General features: G+C 66.3%; 19 protein-coding genes. All 19 read left to right on the top strand.

Going from position 1 to position 17027, the window contains the following annotated elements:
* The first annotated feature begins 1 nt into the window (after position 1).
* Positions 2-1225, top strand: coding sequence for a cyclic dehypoxanthinyl futalosine synthase (gene mqnC / locus Q8T13_10280; GenBank protein ID MDP3718138.1), 1224 nt, complete (start codon positions 2-4; stop codon positions 1223-1225).
* Positions 1222-2541, top strand: a complete 1320-nt coding sequence (locus Q8T13_10275) for an amidohydrolase family protein (protein MDP3718137.1) — start codon at positions 1222-1224, stop codon at positions 2539-2541. The genes mqnC and Q8T13_10275 overlap by 4 nt, the downstream gene beginning before the upstream one ends.
* Positions 2531-3388 carry a UbiA-like polyprenyltransferase gene (locus Q8T13_10270; GenBank protein ID MDP3718136.1) on the top strand — a complete coding sequence of 286 codons (858 nt, stop codon included), beginning with the start codon at positions 2531-2533 and terminating at the stop codon, positions 3386-3388. The genes Q8T13_10275 and Q8T13_10270 overlap by 11 nt, the downstream gene beginning before the upstream one ends.
* The gene (gene ubiE, locus Q8T13_10265; GenBank protein ID MDP3718135.1) at positions 3378-4121 is read left to right on the top strand and encodes a bifunctional demethylmenaquinone methyltransferase/2-methoxy-6-polyprenyl-1,4-benzoquinol methylase UbiE; all 744 of its coding nucleotides are present in this window, start codon (positions 3378-3380) and stop codon (positions 4119-4121) included. Before Q8T13_10270 ends, ubiE begins: the two co-directional genes overlap by 11 nt.
* Before the next feature lie 56 nt (positions 4122-4177).
* Positions 4178-5098, top strand: coding sequence for a TonB family protein (locus Q8T13_10260; protein ID MDP3718134.1), 921 nt, complete (start codon positions 4178-4180; stop codon positions 5096-5098).
* Positions 5095-6054, top strand: a complete 960-nt coding sequence (gene miaA / locus Q8T13_10255; protein ID MDP3718133.1) for a tRNA (adenosine(37)-N6)-dimethylallyltransferase MiaA — start codon at positions 5095-5097, stop codon at positions 6052-6054. The genes Q8T13_10260 and miaA overlap by 4 nt, the downstream gene beginning before the upstream one ends.
* Entirely contained in the window at positions 6038-6295 is a 258-nt protein-coding gene (gene hfq / locus Q8T13_10250; protein MDP3718132.1) for an RNA chaperone Hfq, read from the top strand. Before miaA ends, hfq begins: the two co-directional genes overlap by 17 nt.
* 3 nt (positions 6296-6298) lie before the next feature.
* Positions 6299-7465 (top strand): phosphopentomutase, encoded by a 1167-nt coding sequence (locus Q8T13_10245; GenBank protein ID MDP3718131.1) that lies wholly within the window; start codon positions 6299-6301, stop codon positions 7463-7465.
* A gap of 51 nt (positions 7466-7516) precedes the next feature.
* Entirely contained in the window at positions 7517-8584 is a 1068-nt protein-coding gene (locus Q8T13_10240; GenBank protein MDP3718130.1) for a deoxyguanosinetriphosphate triphosphohydrolase, read from the top strand.
* Positions 8585-8669: 85 nt separating this feature from the next.
* Positions 8670-9224 (top strand): DUF177 domain-containing protein, encoded by a 555-nt coding sequence (locus Q8T13_10235; GenBank protein MDP3718129.1) that lies wholly within the window; start codon positions 8670-8672, stop codon positions 9222-9224.
* Complete coding sequence (gene rpmF / locus Q8T13_10230) at positions 9217-9399, top strand: 50S ribosomal protein L32 (GenBank protein ID MDP3718128.1); 183 nt, start codon at positions 9217-9219, stop codon at positions 9397-9399. Before Q8T13_10235 ends, rpmF begins: the two co-directional genes overlap by 8 nt.
* An 8-nt stretch (positions 9400-9407) precedes the next feature.
* A complete protein-coding gene (plsX, locus tag Q8T13_10225) occupies positions 9408-10415 on the top strand; it encodes a phosphate acyltransferase PlsX (protein MDP3718127.1) in 1008 nt (335 codons plus the stop codon).
* Positions 10412-11335: an ACP S-malonyltransferase gene (fabD, locus tag Q8T13_10220; GenBank protein ID MDP3718126.1), complete on the top strand. Its 924-nt coding sequence runs from the start codon at positions 10412-10414 to the stop codon at positions 11333-11335. The genes plsX and fabD overlap by 4 nt, the downstream gene beginning before the upstream one ends.
* Positions 11332-12072, top strand: coding sequence for a 3-oxoacyl-ACP reductase FabG (gene fabG, locus Q8T13_10215; protein MDP3718125.1), 741 nt, complete (start codon positions 11332-11334; stop codon positions 12070-12072). Before fabD ends, fabG begins: the two co-directional genes overlap by 4 nt.
* Before the next feature lie 9 nt (positions 12073-12081).
* On the top strand, positions 12082-12321 hold the full coding sequence (acpP, locus tag Q8T13_10210) for an acyl carrier protein (GenBank protein MDP3718124.1): 240 nt from the start codon (positions 12082-12084) through the stop codon (positions 12319-12321).
* 59 nt (positions 12322-12380) lie between these two features.
* Positions 12381-13622 carry a beta-ketoacyl-ACP synthase II gene (fabF, locus tag Q8T13_10205; GenBank protein MDP3718123.1) on the top strand — a complete coding sequence of 414 codons (1242 nt, stop codon included), beginning with the start codon at positions 12381-12383 and terminating at the stop codon, positions 13620-13622.
* A 96-nt stretch (positions 13623-13718) separates the two neighbouring features.
* Positions 13719-14480, top strand: a complete 762-nt coding sequence (locus Q8T13_10200) for an electron transfer flavoprotein subunit beta/FixA family protein (GenBank protein MDP3718122.1) — start codon at positions 13719-13721, stop codon at positions 14478-14480.
* Positions 14477-15448 (top strand): electron transfer flavoprotein subunit alpha/FixB family protein, encoded by a 972-nt coding sequence (locus tag Q8T13_10195; protein ID MDP3718121.1) that lies wholly within the window; start codon positions 14477-14479, stop codon positions 15446-15448. Before Q8T13_10200 ends, Q8T13_10195 begins: the two co-directional genes overlap by 4 nt.
* Positions 15448-17027, top strand: a 1580-nt coding sequence (locus tag Q8T13_10190; GenBank protein ID MDP3718120.1) for an electron-transfer flavoprotein:ubiquinone oxidoreductase, incomplete at its 3' end; no start/stop codon positions are given. The genes Q8T13_10195 and Q8T13_10190, both read left to right, overlap by 1 nt.

Below are 17027 nucleotides of genomic sequence, written 5' to 3'. Positions count from 1 at the left end.
TATGGATCTCAAGGCGTTCGAGCAGCGAATCGAAGCGGGCGGCCGGCTGGCCGCAGACGAGGCGTTAGCGCTTTATCGCCACGCGCCGACCTACTGGCTCGGCCGCATGGCCGACGGCGTGCGCCGCCGCAAGCACCCGGCCGGCGTGGTCACTTACATCATCGATCGCAACGTCAACTACACCAACGTGTGCGTCGCCCGCTGCAACTTCTGTGCGTTCTACCGCGAGGTCGGCCACGGCGAAGGCTACGTGCTCGGCTTCGACGAGATCTACCGGAAAATCGAAGAGACGCAGGCCCTCGGCGGCGGGCAACTGCTGCTGCAGGGCGGCCATAACCCTGATCTGCCGCTGGCGTGGTACGAGGATCTGTTCCGCGGCGTGAAGCAGCGGTTCCCCGACTTCAAGCTGCATGCGCTGTCCCCGCCGGAGGTGCTGCACATCTCTCGCACCTCGAAGTTGCCGGTTCCCGAAGTCATCGCGCGGCTGATCGCTGCCGGCCTCGACAGCGTGCCGGGCGGCGGTGCCGAGATCCTGGTCGACCGCGTGCGCAAGCTGCTGAACTGCTATGCGAAGGCCACGGCCGACGAGTGGCTGGACGTGATGCGCCATGCGCACCGGGCCGGGCTGCGCACGACGGCGACGATGATGTACGGCACGGTCGAGAGCGACGAAGAACGGCTCGAGCACATGCTGCGGCTGCGCGACCTGCAGGACGAGACCGCCGGCTTCACGGCGTTCATCGCCTGGAGCTACCAGCCCGAGCACACCGAGCGCGGCGGCACCGAAGCGACCGGCATCGAGTACCTGCGCACCCTGGCGATTGCCCGGCTGGTGCTCGACAACTTCGACAACCTGCAGGCGTCGTGGGTCACCCAGGGCGGCAAGGTCGGGCAGTTGAGCCTCGCGTTCGGCGCCAACGACATGGGCAGCGTGATGATCGAAGAGAACGTCGTCCGGGCGGCCGGCGCCGTGTACTGCATGGACGAAGTGGAAATCGTCCGCAACGCCGAGGACGCGGGTTTCTCTGCCAAGCGACGCAACATGCACTACGAGATTTTGGGCGACCCGTTCTTTCGCGAACACCAGGTCCCGCGCACGCTGGAGTTGTCGACCGCGCGCGAAGCCGGGGACACGACCGTGCCCGTCGAACTGGTCAACTATCCCGCTCGCACCGCCGCCGGCAAGCGGCAGCGTTCCCAGCCGCCGGCGTCGCCGGTCGCATGACCGCCTACCGGGCGGCCTGGATCTGCCCGATCGATCAGCCGCCGATGAGGGACGGCCTCGTGCATGTCGAGGGCGGCCGCATAACAGGGATCAGGGATCAGGGACCAGGGATCAGGGATCAGGGACCAGGGATCGGGGATCAGGGACCGGGGATCAGGGATCAGGGACCGGGGATCAGGGACCTCGGCAACGTGGTCCTGATGCCCGGGCTCATCAACGCGCACATCCATCTGGAACTATCGTGGCTGCGCGGACGCGTGCCGCCGGCGGGGAAGTTCACCGACTGGGTCAAGCAACTGTTCGCGATTCGCCGCGGGGTCGAGCGCGCCGACGACCCCGCCGTGCTCGAGCCGTTGCGCGGGGCAATCCGCGAATTGCAGGCGAGCGGCACGGTGGCCGTCGGCGACATCAGCAACTCGCTCGCCTCGCCGCCGCTTCTGACCGCCGCCGGTCTCGCTGGCATCGTCTTTCACGAGTTGTTGGGTTTCAACGACCGGGACGGCGCCGGCGTCGAGCGCACGCGCGCCGCGCGGGCCGATGCGGTTGGCTGCGTGTCGCTGGCGCCGCATGCGCCGTACTCGACCTCGCCTGAATTGTTCCAGGCGATCCGTGCGGAGGTGGGCGCGTCCGCCTGCCCGATCATGAGCGTTCACCTTGGCGAGTCGCCGGAAGAGACCGAGTTGCTGGCCTCCGGCACCGGGCCCTGGCGAGGCATGCTCGAGTTGATCGGGGTGTGGCGCGACGACTGGGCCGTTCCCGGCTGCGGCCCGGTTGAGTACCTGGACCGCCTCGGCGTGATCGACGCCCGCACACTCGTCGTGCACGGCGTGCAGTTCGATGACGCTGCGCTGGCGCGGTTGGCCGCGATCGGCGCCACCCTGGTCACCTGCCCCCGTAGCAATCAATGGGTCGGCGTCGGCCTGCCGCCCATCCAGCGCTTCTACGACTCGGGCGTGCCGGTCGCCATTGGCACCGACAGCCTCGCGAGCGTTGACGACCTGAACCTGTTCAGCGAGCTGAAGACCATGCGCGCGATCGCGCCCGGCGTGCCGGCGTCGAAACTGCTCGAGAGCGCCACCCTGACCGGTGCGCGCGCCTTGGGCCTCGACGCCGACCTCGGCTCCTTGACCCCCGGCAAGCGGGCACAGATTATCGCCATCGAACTACCCGGCCCAGTGGATGATATTGAAGAGTACCTGGTGAGTGGGATCAACCCCGCTCGAATCAAGCACCTGAGCACCCCAGGCACCTTAGGCACCTTAGGCACCTTAGGCACCTTAGGCACTTTAGGCACCCCTGGCACCCTTGGCACCTAACCGTCTCGTCACGTATCTGTCCTTCGTTCGTTTCAGCCACTCGGTGTTCGCGCTGCCGTTTGCGCTCACCGGTGCGCTGCTGGCGTGGCGCGAGGCGCCGTTTTACTGGAGCCAGGTGGGGTGGGTGGTGGTGGCCATGGTCTCGGCGAGGAGCGCCGCCATGGGCTTCAATCGCCTCGTTGACGCCCGGTTCGATGCCCTGAATCCGCGGACCGCGATGCGCGAGATCCCGCGAGGCGCCATGAGCCGGGCCGAGGCGACGATCTTCGTCGGCGTCTCCTCGATCGTGTTCGTGTTCGCGGCCGCGCGCCTCAACCCGCTGTGCGGGATGCTGTCGCCGGTGGCGCTGGGCATTGTGTTCTGGTACTCGGTAGCCAAGCGCTTCACCTCCTATACGCAGGCCTTTCTCGGCTTGGCGATGGCGGTGGCGCCGGTCGGCGGCTGGCTGGCCGCGGGCGGCCGCGGCGGGTGGGAGCCCTGGCTGCTGGGCCTGGCGATTGGCTTGTGGGTGGGCGGCTTCGACATTCTCTATGCCTGCCAGGACCTGGAGTTCGATCGCGCCCATGGCCTCAACTCGATCCCGGTCCGCTACGGCGTGGCGCGCTCGCTGGTCATCTCGCGCGTGATGCACGTGGCCACCGTGATCTGCATGGCCACGCTGGCGGCGCTGGTGCCACTTGGGCCGATCTATCTCGGCGGCGTCGCGCTGGTCGCGGCGTTGCTGGTCTACGAACAGTCGCTGGTCAGCGAGCACGACCTGTCGCAGGTCAAGCGCGCATTCGATTTGAATGGGTGGGTGGGCATCTTGTATTTCGTGACGACGGGACTGGCGCTGTATGTCGGATAGGCCACAGATTAAACGCGGATTAGGCACAGACAGTCCGGATAAGTCGCCCGAGAAGATCGCCGGCATGTTCGACGCCATTGCCGGCCGTTACGATTTGCTGAACACGGTGCTCTCGGGCGGCGTCGATCGCTACTGGCGCCGGCATGCCATTGCCTCGCTGAAGCTCACCGGGCGCGAGCGGCTGCTCGATGTCTGCACCGGGACTGCCGATGTCGCGATTGGCGCGGCCCGCACCGGCGCCGCCCGCGTCGTCGGCGTGGATTTTTCAGGCGCCATGCTGACGCACGGTCTCTTGAAGGTGGAGAAGGGCGGCCTCGCCGGACGGATCCAGCTGCTGCGCGGTGATGCCATGCACCTGCCGGTCGCGAACGAATCGGTGCACGCCGCGACCATCGCCTTCGGTATTCGCAATGTGCAGCTGCCGGAGGTCGCGTGCCGGGAGCTGGTGCGAGCCCTTCGTCCTGGTGGCCGGGTCGCGATTCTCGAGTTCGGCACGCCCAGCTCGCCGATCTTCGGGCCAATCTACCAGTGGTATTCCCGCAACATCCTTCCGCGGATCGGCCGTGCCGTGTCGCGTCACGACGCCGCCTATACCTACCTCCCCGAGTCCATCGGGGCCTTTCCCTATGGCGACGAGTTCGCGGAAATTCTGTCTGCCGCAGGGTTTTCACAAGTTCAGGCAAGGCCATTCATGTTCGGCGCCGTCTATCTCTATACGGGTCAAAAAACATAGGGAGCCTAAGGCACCTTAGGCACCTTAACCAGCATGTATAATCCTGTAACCTACTGATGTACTTCGACTTCGATGATCGCTACCGCGATATCGAGCCGGTTGGGTCCGCCATTAACCGACGCGACGGCGTTGCTGTGTCGATTTTCGTGCACGCCGCGATCGTCGCCGTCTTCCTGTTCCTGCCAGAATTTCTGCCGCAGCGCTCGCCCGAAGAGCAAGTGATGCAGCCGCGGCCCCGCGACGAGAACGCGCCGACGTTCGTCTTCGTGCAGCCGAAGATGGACCTGCCGCCGCTGACTCAGCCGGAGCGCGCGGAGATGTCGGATGTCGACCGCAGCGCCCGCACGCCGGATCGGGTGCCGGAGATGACCAACCCGCTGCCGGCCGCCCGTGGCAACTCGACCGAGCGGACCGAGGCCACGCCCGAAGAGAAGATGCGGGGGGACGGCCCGGCGCCGGAGTCGGCACCACCGGCCCCGCCCGTGGAAACGCCGCCCATGAACGATCCGCGGACCGATCCGCAGATGGCGATGATGCAGCGTCCGCAGGTGCAGCCGCCGGCGGGTGGCTCGCTGGGCGATGCGCTGAAGAACCTGCAGAAGTACGTCCAAAACGAATCGTTCGACAACCAGAAGGGCCAGATGCAGGAGTTTGGGCCCCTGCAGTTCGACACCAGGGGCGTCGAGTTCGGTCCGTGGATTCGCCGGTTCATCTCGCAGGTGCGGCGAAACTGGTTCGTGCCGATGGCGGCGCAGACCATGCGCGGGCGGGTGGTGATCACCTTCAACGTGCACCGCAATGGCGCGCTGACCGACGTCACCGTGGTCCGGCCGTCGGAGATTGAATCGTTCAACTTGTCGGCCGTCAACGCCCTGCGGGCCTCGAATCCGACGACGCCGCTGCCGCCCGAGTATCCGGAAGACAAGGCGTTCTTCACGGTCACGTTCTTCTACAACGAGAATCCGCCGGGGCAGTGAAGCCCTTAATCGCAGTTCTCGGACCCACCGCCGTTGGCAAGAGCGCGCTTGGCATTGCGCTGGCCGAGCGGCTGGGTGGCGAGATCATCAACTGCGATTCCACAGCCGTGTACCGCGGCTTCGACATCGGCACCGACAAGGTGCCCATGGCCGAACGGCGGGGCATCCCGCATCACCTGATCGATATCGCCGATCCCACCGACGAGTACACGGCCGCGCAGTTCGCGCGCGATGCCACGGCGGCGATCCGCGGGATCCAGGGCCGCGGCCGCATCCCGATCCTGGTCGGCGGCACGGGCTTCTACTACCGGGCCCTGACCCGGGGCCTCTTTCCGGGCCCGCCGGCTGATGCCAGACTGAGGGGACGGCTCGAAGCGATTGCCGCCAGGCGCGGTGTGGAACGGCTGCACCGCCTGATGGGGCGTGTGGACCCGGCGTCGGCCGCGCGCATCATGCCCCGCGACCTCAAGCGGATTATCCGGGCCCTCGAGGTGTATTTCCTGACCGGCCGGCCGTTGACCTCGCACTTCGAGGCGACCGCGTCCCTGCTCGATCCCGACGTGCAGGTGATTCCGATCGGCCTGCGCATGCCGGCGGCCTGGCTGTCGGAACGGCTGACCAGCCGCGTGGATGCACAGTTCGACGCAGGCTTGCTGGACGAAATCCGCGGGCTGCTGGCGGCCGGCGTGCCGTCGAGCGCCAGGCCGTTTGGCGGCCTGGTCTATCGCCAGGCCATGGAGCATCTGCAGGGCGTGCGCGACGAGGCGGCCACCCGTGCGTTGATTGCGCAAGAGAACCGCCGATATGCGCGTCGGCAGTTGATCTGGTTCCGAAAAGAGCCTAACCTTGACTGGTTTGACGGTCCCGGCACTCACGCCGACGTGCAAGACAGCGTAATTTCGATGCTGTCCGCGCGGGACCTGTTGAAGGACGGGAAAAATGTCGCCGATACCTGAGGCCAAGACCGGCGCTCCTAACATTCAGGACGTCTTCCTGAACTACGCACGTCGCGAGAAGTTGCCCGTCACCGTCCACCTGCTCGATGGGCGCGAGTTCGAAGCGCGCATCAAGAACTTCGATCGGTTTGCCTTGATCGTCGAGCACGCGGGCATGGATCACCTGATCTTCAAGCACGCGATTGCGACAATTCGCACGCCGCGCAGCGTGCCGAACTACTTCTCGTCCCACCATCCCTGACGCGTGTTTTCACGCGCTCTCGTTATCGTGCTCGACAGCGTTGGCATCGGCGAGTTGCCCGATGCCGCGCTGTACGCGGACGAGGGGAGTAATACCCTCGGTAACATCGCGGCGCAGGTGCCGTTAAGCATCCCCACCCTCGCCGGCATGGGCCTGGGGCGGCTGGTGCCGCTGCCTGGGATGCCGGCGACCGCCTCGGGCGCATACGGACGAATGGCGGAACGCTCCGCCGGCAAGGATTCGGTCACCGGCCATTGGGAGCTGATGGGCGTGGTGCTCGACCGTGCCTTCCCGACATTTCCCAACGGCTTTCCGCCGGAGCTGATTCAGGCCTTCGAAGAGCGCATTGGCCGCCCGTCGATCGGCAACGTGGTGGCGTCGGGCACCGCCATCATCGACGAACTGGGGCCGCGGCACATGGAGACGGGCTTCCCGATCGTCTACACCTCCGCCGACAGCGTCTTCCAGATTGCCGCACACGAAGGCATCGTGCCGGTCGAGACCCTGTACCAGTGGTGCGATGCGGCCTACGACCTGGTCGTCCGTGGACTCGGCCTGGGACGGGTTATTGCCCGTCCGTTCATCGGGTTGCCAGGTTCGTTTGCGCGCACCTCGAATCGGCACGACTACGCCATGCCGCCCGTGGCCGAGACGCTGCTCGATCGCCTGGTGGCCGGCGGCCACCCGGTCACGTCGGTGGGGAAGGTCGCCGACTTGTTTGCGGGCCGTGGAGTGACAGGGACGCATCCGACCAAAAGCGATGCGGACGGCATGGACCGCATTGCGTCGCTGCTGCAGACGCAGGACCGCGGCTTGATCTTTGCCAACCTGGTTGATTTTGACGCCGTCTACGGCCACCGCAACGACACGGTGGGCTACGGCGCCAACCTCGATCGCTTCGACGTCCGACTGGCGCAATTGCTGCCGCAACTGGGGCCCGACGACCTGCTCGTGATCACGGCCGACCACGGGAACGACCCGACCACGCCCAGCACGGACCATTCTCGAGAGCACGTGCCGGTGTTGTTGCACGGCGCGCGCGTGCGCGCGGGTGTGGACCTTGGCACGCGGGCCACTTTCGCCGACCTCGGCCAGACGCTCGCCGAGGTCTTCGGCGTCGGTCCACTTGCTCACGGCACGAGCTTCCTGAAGGACATTGTCCGCCGCTGAAGGTCCGGCTAAAACCGGACGCCACATTAGACCGACGATACAATGGAGCAAATGACGAGCGCAGGGCGCCCGATGATCCGCGAACAACTCGAGGCGCGCGAACGGCAAACCCTGGCGCCGCAGGCCGCGAAGAGCGCCGAGAGCAAGGGCCGCATCCGCCCCGAAACCGAGGATCCGATTCGGCCGGCGTTCCAGCGCGACCGCGACCGCATTGTCCACACCAAGGCATTCCGGCGGCTGAAGCACAAGACCCAGGTGTTCTTCGCGCCGACCGGCGATCACTACCGGACGCGTCTCACCCACACGCTCGAAGTCGCGCAGATTGCCCGCACCATCGCCAAGGTCCTGCACCTGCACGAGGAACTGACCGAGGCCATCGCCCTGGGCCACGACCTGGGCCACACGCCATTTGGCCACGCGGGGGAGCGGGTGCTCAGCGCGCTGGTGCCGGGGGGCTTCAACCACTACGAACAGAGCCTGCGCATTGTCGACGTGCTCGAGAACGACCGCCAGGGCTTGAACCTCACGTGGGAAGTGCGCGACGGCATTGCCCGGCACTCCAAGGGCAAGCACGGCATGCCGGTCGGCGCGCCGCCCGAGCATCGCGCCAGCACCATCGAAGGACAGGTCGCCCGCGTGGCCGATATCTCGGCCTATGTGAACCACGACATTGACGATGCGGTGCGGGCCGGAATCATCTCGGAGACCAGCCTGCCGAAAGGGGCGACCGAGGTCCTCGGGCACTCGTCGTCCGAACGCATTGGCCGGCTGGTCACCGACGTTGTCCACCAGACGCTCGACGGCGGCCTGTCGGAGATCCGGATGAGCGAGCCCGTCCTGACCGCGCTCGTCGACCTGCGTGGCTACCTGTTCGAGGCCGTCTACGAAAACCAGAGCGCCACGGCCGAGTTTGCCAAGGCCGCGGGCATTCTTGGCGGGCTCTGGGAGAAGGTCCAGGAGCGTCCGGAAGAGTTCCTGGACGTCCGGACCATTGCCGCGGAGGGGGTGGATGTGGCCGCCCAGGACTTCGTGGCGGGCATGACCGACCGCTTCGCCGTCACCCTCTTCGAGCGCCTGTTCATCCCCAAGCCCTGGGTGGGCCCCAGCGTGGTATACTGAAAAGTCTTGTACGCCGGAGAAATTCCCGGAAGTACTTGTAGGGTCCGGCTTTAGCCGGACCGGCAAGCCTGTCAGGTTTTTGAAGATGCGCCTCGAACTGTCCCATATCCGTCTGCCCGAGACCGAAATTGCCAAGGTCTTCGATCCGGCCGACTTGCCGGGAGAGGGCGAGGAGTACCGGGTGATCGCCCCGGTGGACCTTCGGGTCACGATCCATAAGGATCACGACCGGTTCCGTCTGGTGGGCACCGTCAAGACCGAGCTCGGGCTGGAGTGCAGCCGGTGTGTCGAGCCGTTTGTGTTGCCGGTCGATCGCGAATTCGACCTGCGGTTCCTGCCCTCAACGGCAGTGGATGCCGCGAAGGACGAAGACGACGAGACCGAAGTCGAGGTCGAAGAAGACGACGTCTCGATTACGTACTATCGGGACGAGCAGATCGACCTGATCGAGTTGTTGCGGGAACAGTTCTACCTGGCCTTGCCGATGAAGCCGCTGTGCACGCCGGCATGCAAGGGGATCTGCCCGCAATGTGGGACCAACCGTAATCTCGCCGCCTGCGATTGCAATCCGCAGATGGAAGATACACGGATGGATGTTTTGAAGACGTTGATCACGAAGCGAAAGCACGACGATGCCTAATCCAAAACGCAGACACTCCAAGACCCGCGGCCGTAAGCGCCGCACTCACGACGCGCTCAAGGCCACCACGCCCGGCCTGTGCCCGCAGTGCAGCGAGCCCAAGGCCGCTCACCGCGTGTGCGCGTATTGCGGTTTCTACCGCGCGCGCCAGGTGCGTCCGGTCAATAACGACTAACCACCCCCATGCGCATCGCGGTTGACGCGATGGGCGGCGATCACGCGCCCGGGCGCCCGGTCGAGGGCGCCTTGGCCGCCGCGCGGTACCTCGGCCTGGGCATCGATCTGGTCGGCCGCGCCGGCGAGATCCGCGCCGAGCTTCAACGCCATCCCGACGCCGAGACCCTGGATGTGCGCGTCGTTGACGCGCCAGACGTGGTCGACATGGCCGAATCGCCGGCCCACGCCTTGCGCCGCAAGCCGAGGGCCTCGATCCGTGTCGCCGCCGAGCTGGTGGCCTCGGGCGAGGCCGCGGCGCTGTTTAGCGCCGGGCACACCGGGGCGTGCGTGGTCGCGGCGCATGGCGCGTTTGGCATGTTGCCGGGTGTCGATCGGCCGGCCCTGGCGCCGACCGTGCCGACCCGGCAAGGGTCGGCGGTGCTGCTCGATGTCGGGGCGACGGTGGCGTGCCGCCCAGCCCACCTGCTGCAGTTTGCCCACATGGGCGCGGTCTACGCCAAGACCGGACTGGGCGTGGCGCGACCTCGCATCGGGCTGTTGTCGATCGGCGAGGAAGAGACGAAGGGCAACGAGCTGACGCGCGAGGCGCACCAGCTGATTAAGGCCTCGGCGCTTCGGTTCATCGGCAACGTCGAGGCGCGCAGCATCTTCTCGGGGGATGCCGACGTGATTGTGTGCGACGGGTTTACTGGGAACGTCGCCTTGAAGTTGAGCGAAGGCCTGGTCGAGATGGTCGAAGAGCTGCTCGGCGAGGAACTGCAGAGCACGTTTTCGAGCCAGATGGGGTACCTGCTCTCGCGGCGCGCGTTCCGGCGGTTTCGCAAGCGCGTGGACTACTCGGAGTTCGGCGGCGCGCCGCTGCTCGGCGTCGCCGGCGTGTGCATCGTCGGGCACGGCCGGTCGTCGGTGAAGGCGGTTCGTAACGCCGTGGCGATGGCGTCACGCATGGCAGAGCATCAAATGGTGGAGCAGCTTCGACACGAGATGGCTACTTTTGCGGTGACTCAGTCGTGATTGCCTGCTTGTTTCCCGGGCAGGGCTCGCAGGCGGTCGGCATGGGCAAGGCGCTGGCCGATCAGTTCCCCATTTGCGCCAACACGTTTGCCGAGGCCGACGCGGCACTCGGCGAGTCCCTCAGCGGGCTGATCTTCAACGGTCCCGCGGAGCAATTGCAGCTGACGGCCAACACGCAGCCGGCCATCCTGACCATGAGCGTGGCCGTCTGGCGTTTGCTCGCCGAGCGCGGCCTGGCGCCGGCCTTTGTTGCCGGCCACAGCCTGGGCGAGTATTCAGCGCATGTCGCGGCCGGGACGCTGGCGTTCGCCGATGCCGTGCGCCTGGTCCGTAACCGTGGCAGCTACATGCAGCAAGCCGTGCCGGTGGGGCAGGGCGCCATGGCCGCCATTCTCGGCCTCGACGAGGCGGGCGTGAACCAGGCGTGCCTCGAAGCGGCCCAGGGCGAGGTGGTCAGTGCGGCGAACCTGAACAGCCCCGGCCAGATCGTGATTGCCGGCTCGGCCGCGGCGGTCGCCCGCGCCGGCGAGTATGCCAAGCAGCTCGGCGCCAAGCGTGCCATTCCGTTGCCGGTCAGCGCGCCCTTTCACTGCGCGCTGATGAAGCCGGCGGAAGAACGGCTCGCGCCTGAACTGCGCGCCGCCGCGTCACACGACCCGCGCATTCCGGTCGTGGCCAACGTCGACGCGGAGCCGAAACGCACCGCCGCCGATGCGATTGAGGCGTTGATCCGGCAGGTATCGTCGCCGGTACGGTGGGAAAACGTCATCCAGCGTCTTGCGTCGGAAGGCGTCACCCGATATGTTGAAGTAGGTCCGGGGAAAGTGTTGAGCGGTCTCGTGAAGAAGATCGTCCCGGGCGCCACCATTCTGAACGTCGAGGGTCCCGAAGACCTGGCGGCGATCGGGGGATTACTCTGAGACAGTTCGACGGCAAGATCGCGATCGTGACGGGTGCGTCGCGCGGCATCGGCCGGGCGATCGCGCTGCGCCTGGCCAACGGCGGCGCCACCGTGCTGTGCGTGGCGCGCGGCACGAATGCCGACGCCACCGCGGCCGAGATTACGGCGGCCGGCGGCACGGCGTTCGCGCACGGTCTCGATGTCACCGATGCGGCCGCCGTCGAGGCGTTGCTCAAGGGCGCGGTCGAGCGGCACGGGCGGCTCGACATCCTCGTGAGCAACGCCGGCATCACCCGCGACCAGTTGATGCTGCGCATGAAGCGCGCCGATTGGGACGACGTGCTGGCGACCAACCTGACGGCGGCGTTTACGCTGTGCCAGGCGGCGCTCAGGCCGATGATCAAGCAGCGCAGCGGCCGGATCGTCGCCATCAGCTCGGTCGTCGGGCAGATGGGCAACGCCGGGCAGGCCAACTACGCGGCGTCAAAAGCGGGGTTGATTGGGTTTTGCAAGGCCCTGGCGCGTGAAGTCGCGTCGCGCCAGGTGACGGTGAATGTGGTGGCGCCAGGGTTGGTCGAGACCGACATGACGCGCGCGATCACCGAGGCGGCCAAGACCGACTGGTCGTCGCAAATTCCGTTGGGCCGGCTCGGCTCGCCGGACGACATTGCGGCGGCGGTTGGCTTCCTGGCATCCGACGATGCAGCGTATATTACTGGTCAGGTTCTCGCCGTCAACGGCGGGATGTACATGTAGGAGGGACTCGTGGCCGTTGCCGACAAGGTGAAGAGCATTATCGTGGAGCAGTTGGGTGTGGACGAGGAAGAAGTCACCCCGGATGCTTCGTTCGTGGACGACCTGGGCGCCGACTCGCTCGATACCGTCGAGCTCGTGATGGCGTTCGAGGAAGAATTCGGCATTGAGATTCCTGACGAGGAAGCGGAGAAGATCACGCGCGTCAAGGAAGCGGTCGACTACATCGAGTCGCACGCCAAGAAGAAGTAAGCGGGCACGCGACCAGCAAGGGCACCCCGTGATGGGGTGCCGTTTCGTTCGGAGGTCAAGTGAGCAGGCGAGTCGTAGTGACCGGCGTGGGCCTGGTGTCGCCGGTCGGCATGGGCGCTCAGGCGAACTGGGACGCGCTATGCGCGGGCAAGAGCGGCATTGGCCCGATCACGCGCTTCGACGCCACCGCGTTCTCGACGCGGTTCGCGGGCGAAGTGAAGAATTTCGATCCGCTGCAGTTCATCGAAAAAAAGGAACTGAAGAAGATGGACATCTTCATTCAGTTCGCCGTGGCGGCGTCGCAATACGCCATGGACGATGCGCGGCTGGTGATTACGCCCGAGGTCGCCGACCGCGTCGGCGTGTTCATCGGCTCAGGCATCGGCGGGTTCACCACCATCGAGCGGGAGCACGCGGCGTACCTGGCCGGCGGCCCGCGCAAGATTTCTCCGTTCTTCATCCCTTCGTCGATCATCAACCTGGCCTCGGGCCAGGTGTCGATTCGCTACGGCGCCAAGGGGCCTAACCTCGCGACCTGCACCGCCTGCACGGCGTCGGCGCATGCGATTGGCGACTCCTACGAGATCATCCGGCGCGGCGCGGCCGACGCGATGATTTCCGGCGGCGCGGAAGCGGCCGTGTGCCCCATGGGCGTCGGCGGCTTTGCCGCGCTGCGCGCGCTGTCGACGCGTAATGACGACCCGGCCAAGGCCAGCCGCCCGTTCGAGAAGGACCGCGACGGCTTCGTCCTGGGCGAGGGCGCCGGCATTCTCGTGCTCGAAGAACTCGAGTTTGCGAAGCGCCGCGGCGCGACGATTTATGCCGAGATGGTCGGCTACGGCATGTCGGGCGATGCGTACCACATGACCGCGCCATCCGAAGACGGCGATGGCGCGTTCCGGGTGATGAATGCGGCGATTGCCTCGGCCGGGATTCGTCCCGACCAGGTCAACTACGTCAACGCCCACGGCACCTCGACGCCGCACAACGATCGCATCGAGACGACCGCGATCAAGCGCGTGTTCGGCGAGCACGCGCGCAAGCTGGCGATTTCATCGACCAAGTCGATGACCGGCCACCTGCTCGGCGCGGCCGGCGGCCTCGAGGCCGGCATCACCGCGCTGTCGGTGCGTCACCAGACGGCGGCGCCCACCATCAACCTGGAGCAGGCCGACGAGGGCTGCGACCTCGACTACGTGCCGCACACGGCGCGGCCCATGACGATCGACTACGCCCTGTCGAATTCGTTCGGCTTCGGGGGGACCAACGGCGCGCTGTTGATGAAGAGATACGTTGAATGACGACCGTGACGTTCGGAGGGCGGCCGCTTTAGCGGCCGCCGCTCCAGCGACGGCTGAAGCCGTCGCTCTCCAAACGCAAGACGGCAGGACTACCGAATGAAAATAGCAGTCTGTATCAAGCAAGTGCCGACCCGCGAGTGGCAGCCGCGTCTGAACGACGACCAGACGTGGGTCCGCGAGCAGGACGTCAGCTACGAAATGAACGAGCCCGATGCGTATGCGCTCGAAGAGAGCCTGCGCCTGCGGGAGAAGCACGGCGGCGAGGTCGTGGTGTGCTCTGCCGGTCCCAGCCGCGTGCAGCAGGTGATTCGCGAGGCGCTGGCGCGCGGCGCCGACCGCGCGCTGCACGTCGAAGACGACTCGCTCGGCGCGGCCGATGCGTATACGGCCGCCGCGGCGCTGGCGCCGGCCATGGCCGAACAGCAGTTTGATCTGATCCTGACCGGGCTGCAGTCCGACGACCAGGGGCACGCGCAGTTCGGCCCGGTGCTGGCCGAGAAGTTGGGCATGCCGCACTCGACCATCATCATGGAAGTGCTCGTGGATGGGGCGAACCTGAAGGTGAAGCGCGAACTCGAAGGCGGCTGGTTCCAGCACGTGGCGATGCCGTTGCCGGCGCTCCTGACGATCCAGAGCGGCATCAACCAGCTGCGCTACGCCACGCTCAAGGGGATCATGGCGGCCAAGAAGAAAGAGATCGTCAAGGTGGCGGCGCCTGCGGGCCTGTCGCCACGGCTCAAGGTCGTGGCGCTCAGCGCGCCGCAGAAGTCGAAGCAGACCGTGATGATTGGGGGCTCGCCGGCGGAAGCCGCGAAAGAGCTCGTCAAGCGGCTGCGCGAAGAAGCGAGGGTCCTGTGATTCTGGTCATTGCGGAACAACAGCAGGGCAAGCTCAATCGCGCGAGTTGGGAAGCCATTGCTGCGGCGCAGCAACTGGCCGGCGCAGCGATGCCGGTGAAGGTGGCCGTGGCGGGGCAGGGCGTGGCGGCGGTTGCGGCGGAGCTGGCGCAGGCGGCCGTCGCCGAAGTGCTGACCGTCGAGCACGCGGCGCTGGCCATCTACACGCCCGACGGGTTCGTCCAGGCACTGCAGCAGGTGATTGCGCAGGTCGCGCCGGCCTACGTGTTCTTCTCTCACACCTACCAGACGCGCGACTTCTCGCCAACCCTGGCGACGCGCATGGATCGCGCACTGATTACCGACGTGACCGCGATCAAGGCGGTGGGTGGCGCGACCGCGTTCTCGCGGCCGATGTTCCAGGGCAAGCTCGTGGCCGACGTGGTGCCGCAGGGCGAGGGCCCGTTCCTGATCAGCATTCAGATCGGCGCGTTTCGCGCCGACGCGGCCGCGAAGGGCAGCGCCCCGGCGCCGATTGCCGCGGCGGCGATCACGATCGACGAGTCGAAGATTCGCCAGAAACCCGAAGCGCCGTTCCAGGAGGCCAAGCAAGCGGTAGACCTGTCGCAGGCCGAGCGCATTGTCGCGGTCGGACGGGGCATCAAGGCAGTCGAGAACATTGCCATCGCGGAACAGCTGGCGAAGGCCTTCGGCGCCGAGCTGGCGGCCTCGCGGCCGATTTGCGACAACGGCTGGCTGCCCATGGAACGCCAGATCGGCAGCTCGGGCCAGACCGTGGCCCCGAAGCTGTATGTCGCGCTGGGAATCTCCGGCGCGATTCAGCACCTCGTCGGCATGAAGGGCTCACGCGTGATCGTCGCCATCAACAAGGACGCCGAGGCGCCGATCTTCGAAGTGGCCGATTACGGCATCCAGGGTGACCTGTTCGAGCTCGCGCCGGCAATCATCGCGGAGCTTCAAAAGGGCTGATGGCTGAACGCGAGACGCTTGAAGTTGATGTGCTGATCGTCGGCGGCGGGCCGGGTGGCTTGTCGGCGGCGTTGCGCCTCGCTCAACTCCAGAAGCAGAAGGGCGGTGAGCCGCTCGCGATTGCGGTCATCGAGAAAGCCGCCAACGCCGGCCAGCACCAGTTATCGGGCGCCTTGCTCGATCCGTCGACGCTGCGCGACCTGATTCCCGACTTCCAGGCCAAGGGCGCGCCCCTGGCGCAGGAAGTGCACCAGGACAACATCTACTTCCTGACGCCGGAGAGGAAGTTCCGGCTGCCGATCACGCCGCCGCCGTTCCAGAATCACGGCAACTACATCATCTCGCTCAACCAGTTCGCGAAGTGGCTGGCGAGCCAGGTCGAGGCAGAGGGCATCGACCTGTTCATGGGGTTCCCCGGGCAGACGGTGCTGTTCGACGGCGATCGCGTGATTGGCGTCCGCACCGGCGACCGCGGGCTGGGCAAGGACGGCAAGGCGAAAGGCGCGTTCGAGCCGGGCGCCGACATTCACGCCAAGGTCACGATCTTTGCCGACGGCCCGCGTGGTCACCTCACCAAGCAGCTGAACCAGACGCTGCACCTGTCGGCCGAGTCCGAGCCGGCGCAGTTCGCGATCGGCATCAAGGAACTCTGGGACATCCCGAAGGATCGCCTCGCGCCCGGCACCGTGATCCACACGCTTGGCTATCCGCTGCGCGATGAAGAGTTCGGCGGCAGCTGGCTGTATGCGCTGCCCGACGGCCGGCTCTCGATCGGCTTCGTCGTCGGTCTCGACTACAAGGATCCGCTGTTCGATCCCCACGCGGCCTTCCAGCACTTCAAGCGGCACCCGTTCATCAGCGGCATTCTCGAGGGCGGCGCGATTGTCCGCTACGGCGCCAAGGCGCTGCCCGAGGGCGGCTGGAACACGCAGCCGCAGCTGTATTTCGATGGCGGCGTGATTGTCGGCGATGCGGCCAACTTCGTGAACTCGACACGGCTGAAGGGGATTCACCTCGCCATGCGCAGCGGCATGCTGGCGGCTGAAGCCGTGTTCGATGCCGTGCGATCGGGCGACACGAGCCGAACGTCACTGGCACGCTACAAGGCGTTGGTGGACGCGAGCGCGATCAAGACCGAGCTCTATCCGGTTCGCAACGTGCACCAGGCATTTGGCCACGGCACCATGGTCGGCGGCGCCTACGCCGGCATCGCGATGTTCACCAACGGCAAGGGCCTCCCCGAACTGTCGGGGCATCCCGGCCACCAGGCGATGCAGAAGATCGAGGACTACTACGGCATGACCAAGCGGGACATCCTGGTCCCGTCGAATGCCGCGCCCATCGATCGCAAGATCACGTTCGACAAGGTCACCGGCGCGCACTACTCCGGCACGCATCACGACGAGGACCAGCCGGTGCACCTGCTGGTGCAAACGGACGTGTGCCACAGCATTTGTGGGCCCGAGTACGGCCACCCCTGCGTCCGGTTTTGTCCGGCGAACGTTTACGAGATGGTCGACAACGGTGCTGGTGGACTCAAGCTGCAGATCAACGCGTCGAACTGCGTGCACTGCAAGAC

It is taken from the genome of Acidobacteriota bacterium (genome assembly GCA_030697165.1).
Lineage (GTDB): Bacteria > Acidobacteriota > Vicinamibacteria > Vicinamibacterales > UBA2999 > 12-FULL-67-14b.
Note: the sequence above shows the minus strand (reverse complement) of the source record. Positions and strands in the feature narration are given on the sequence as shown.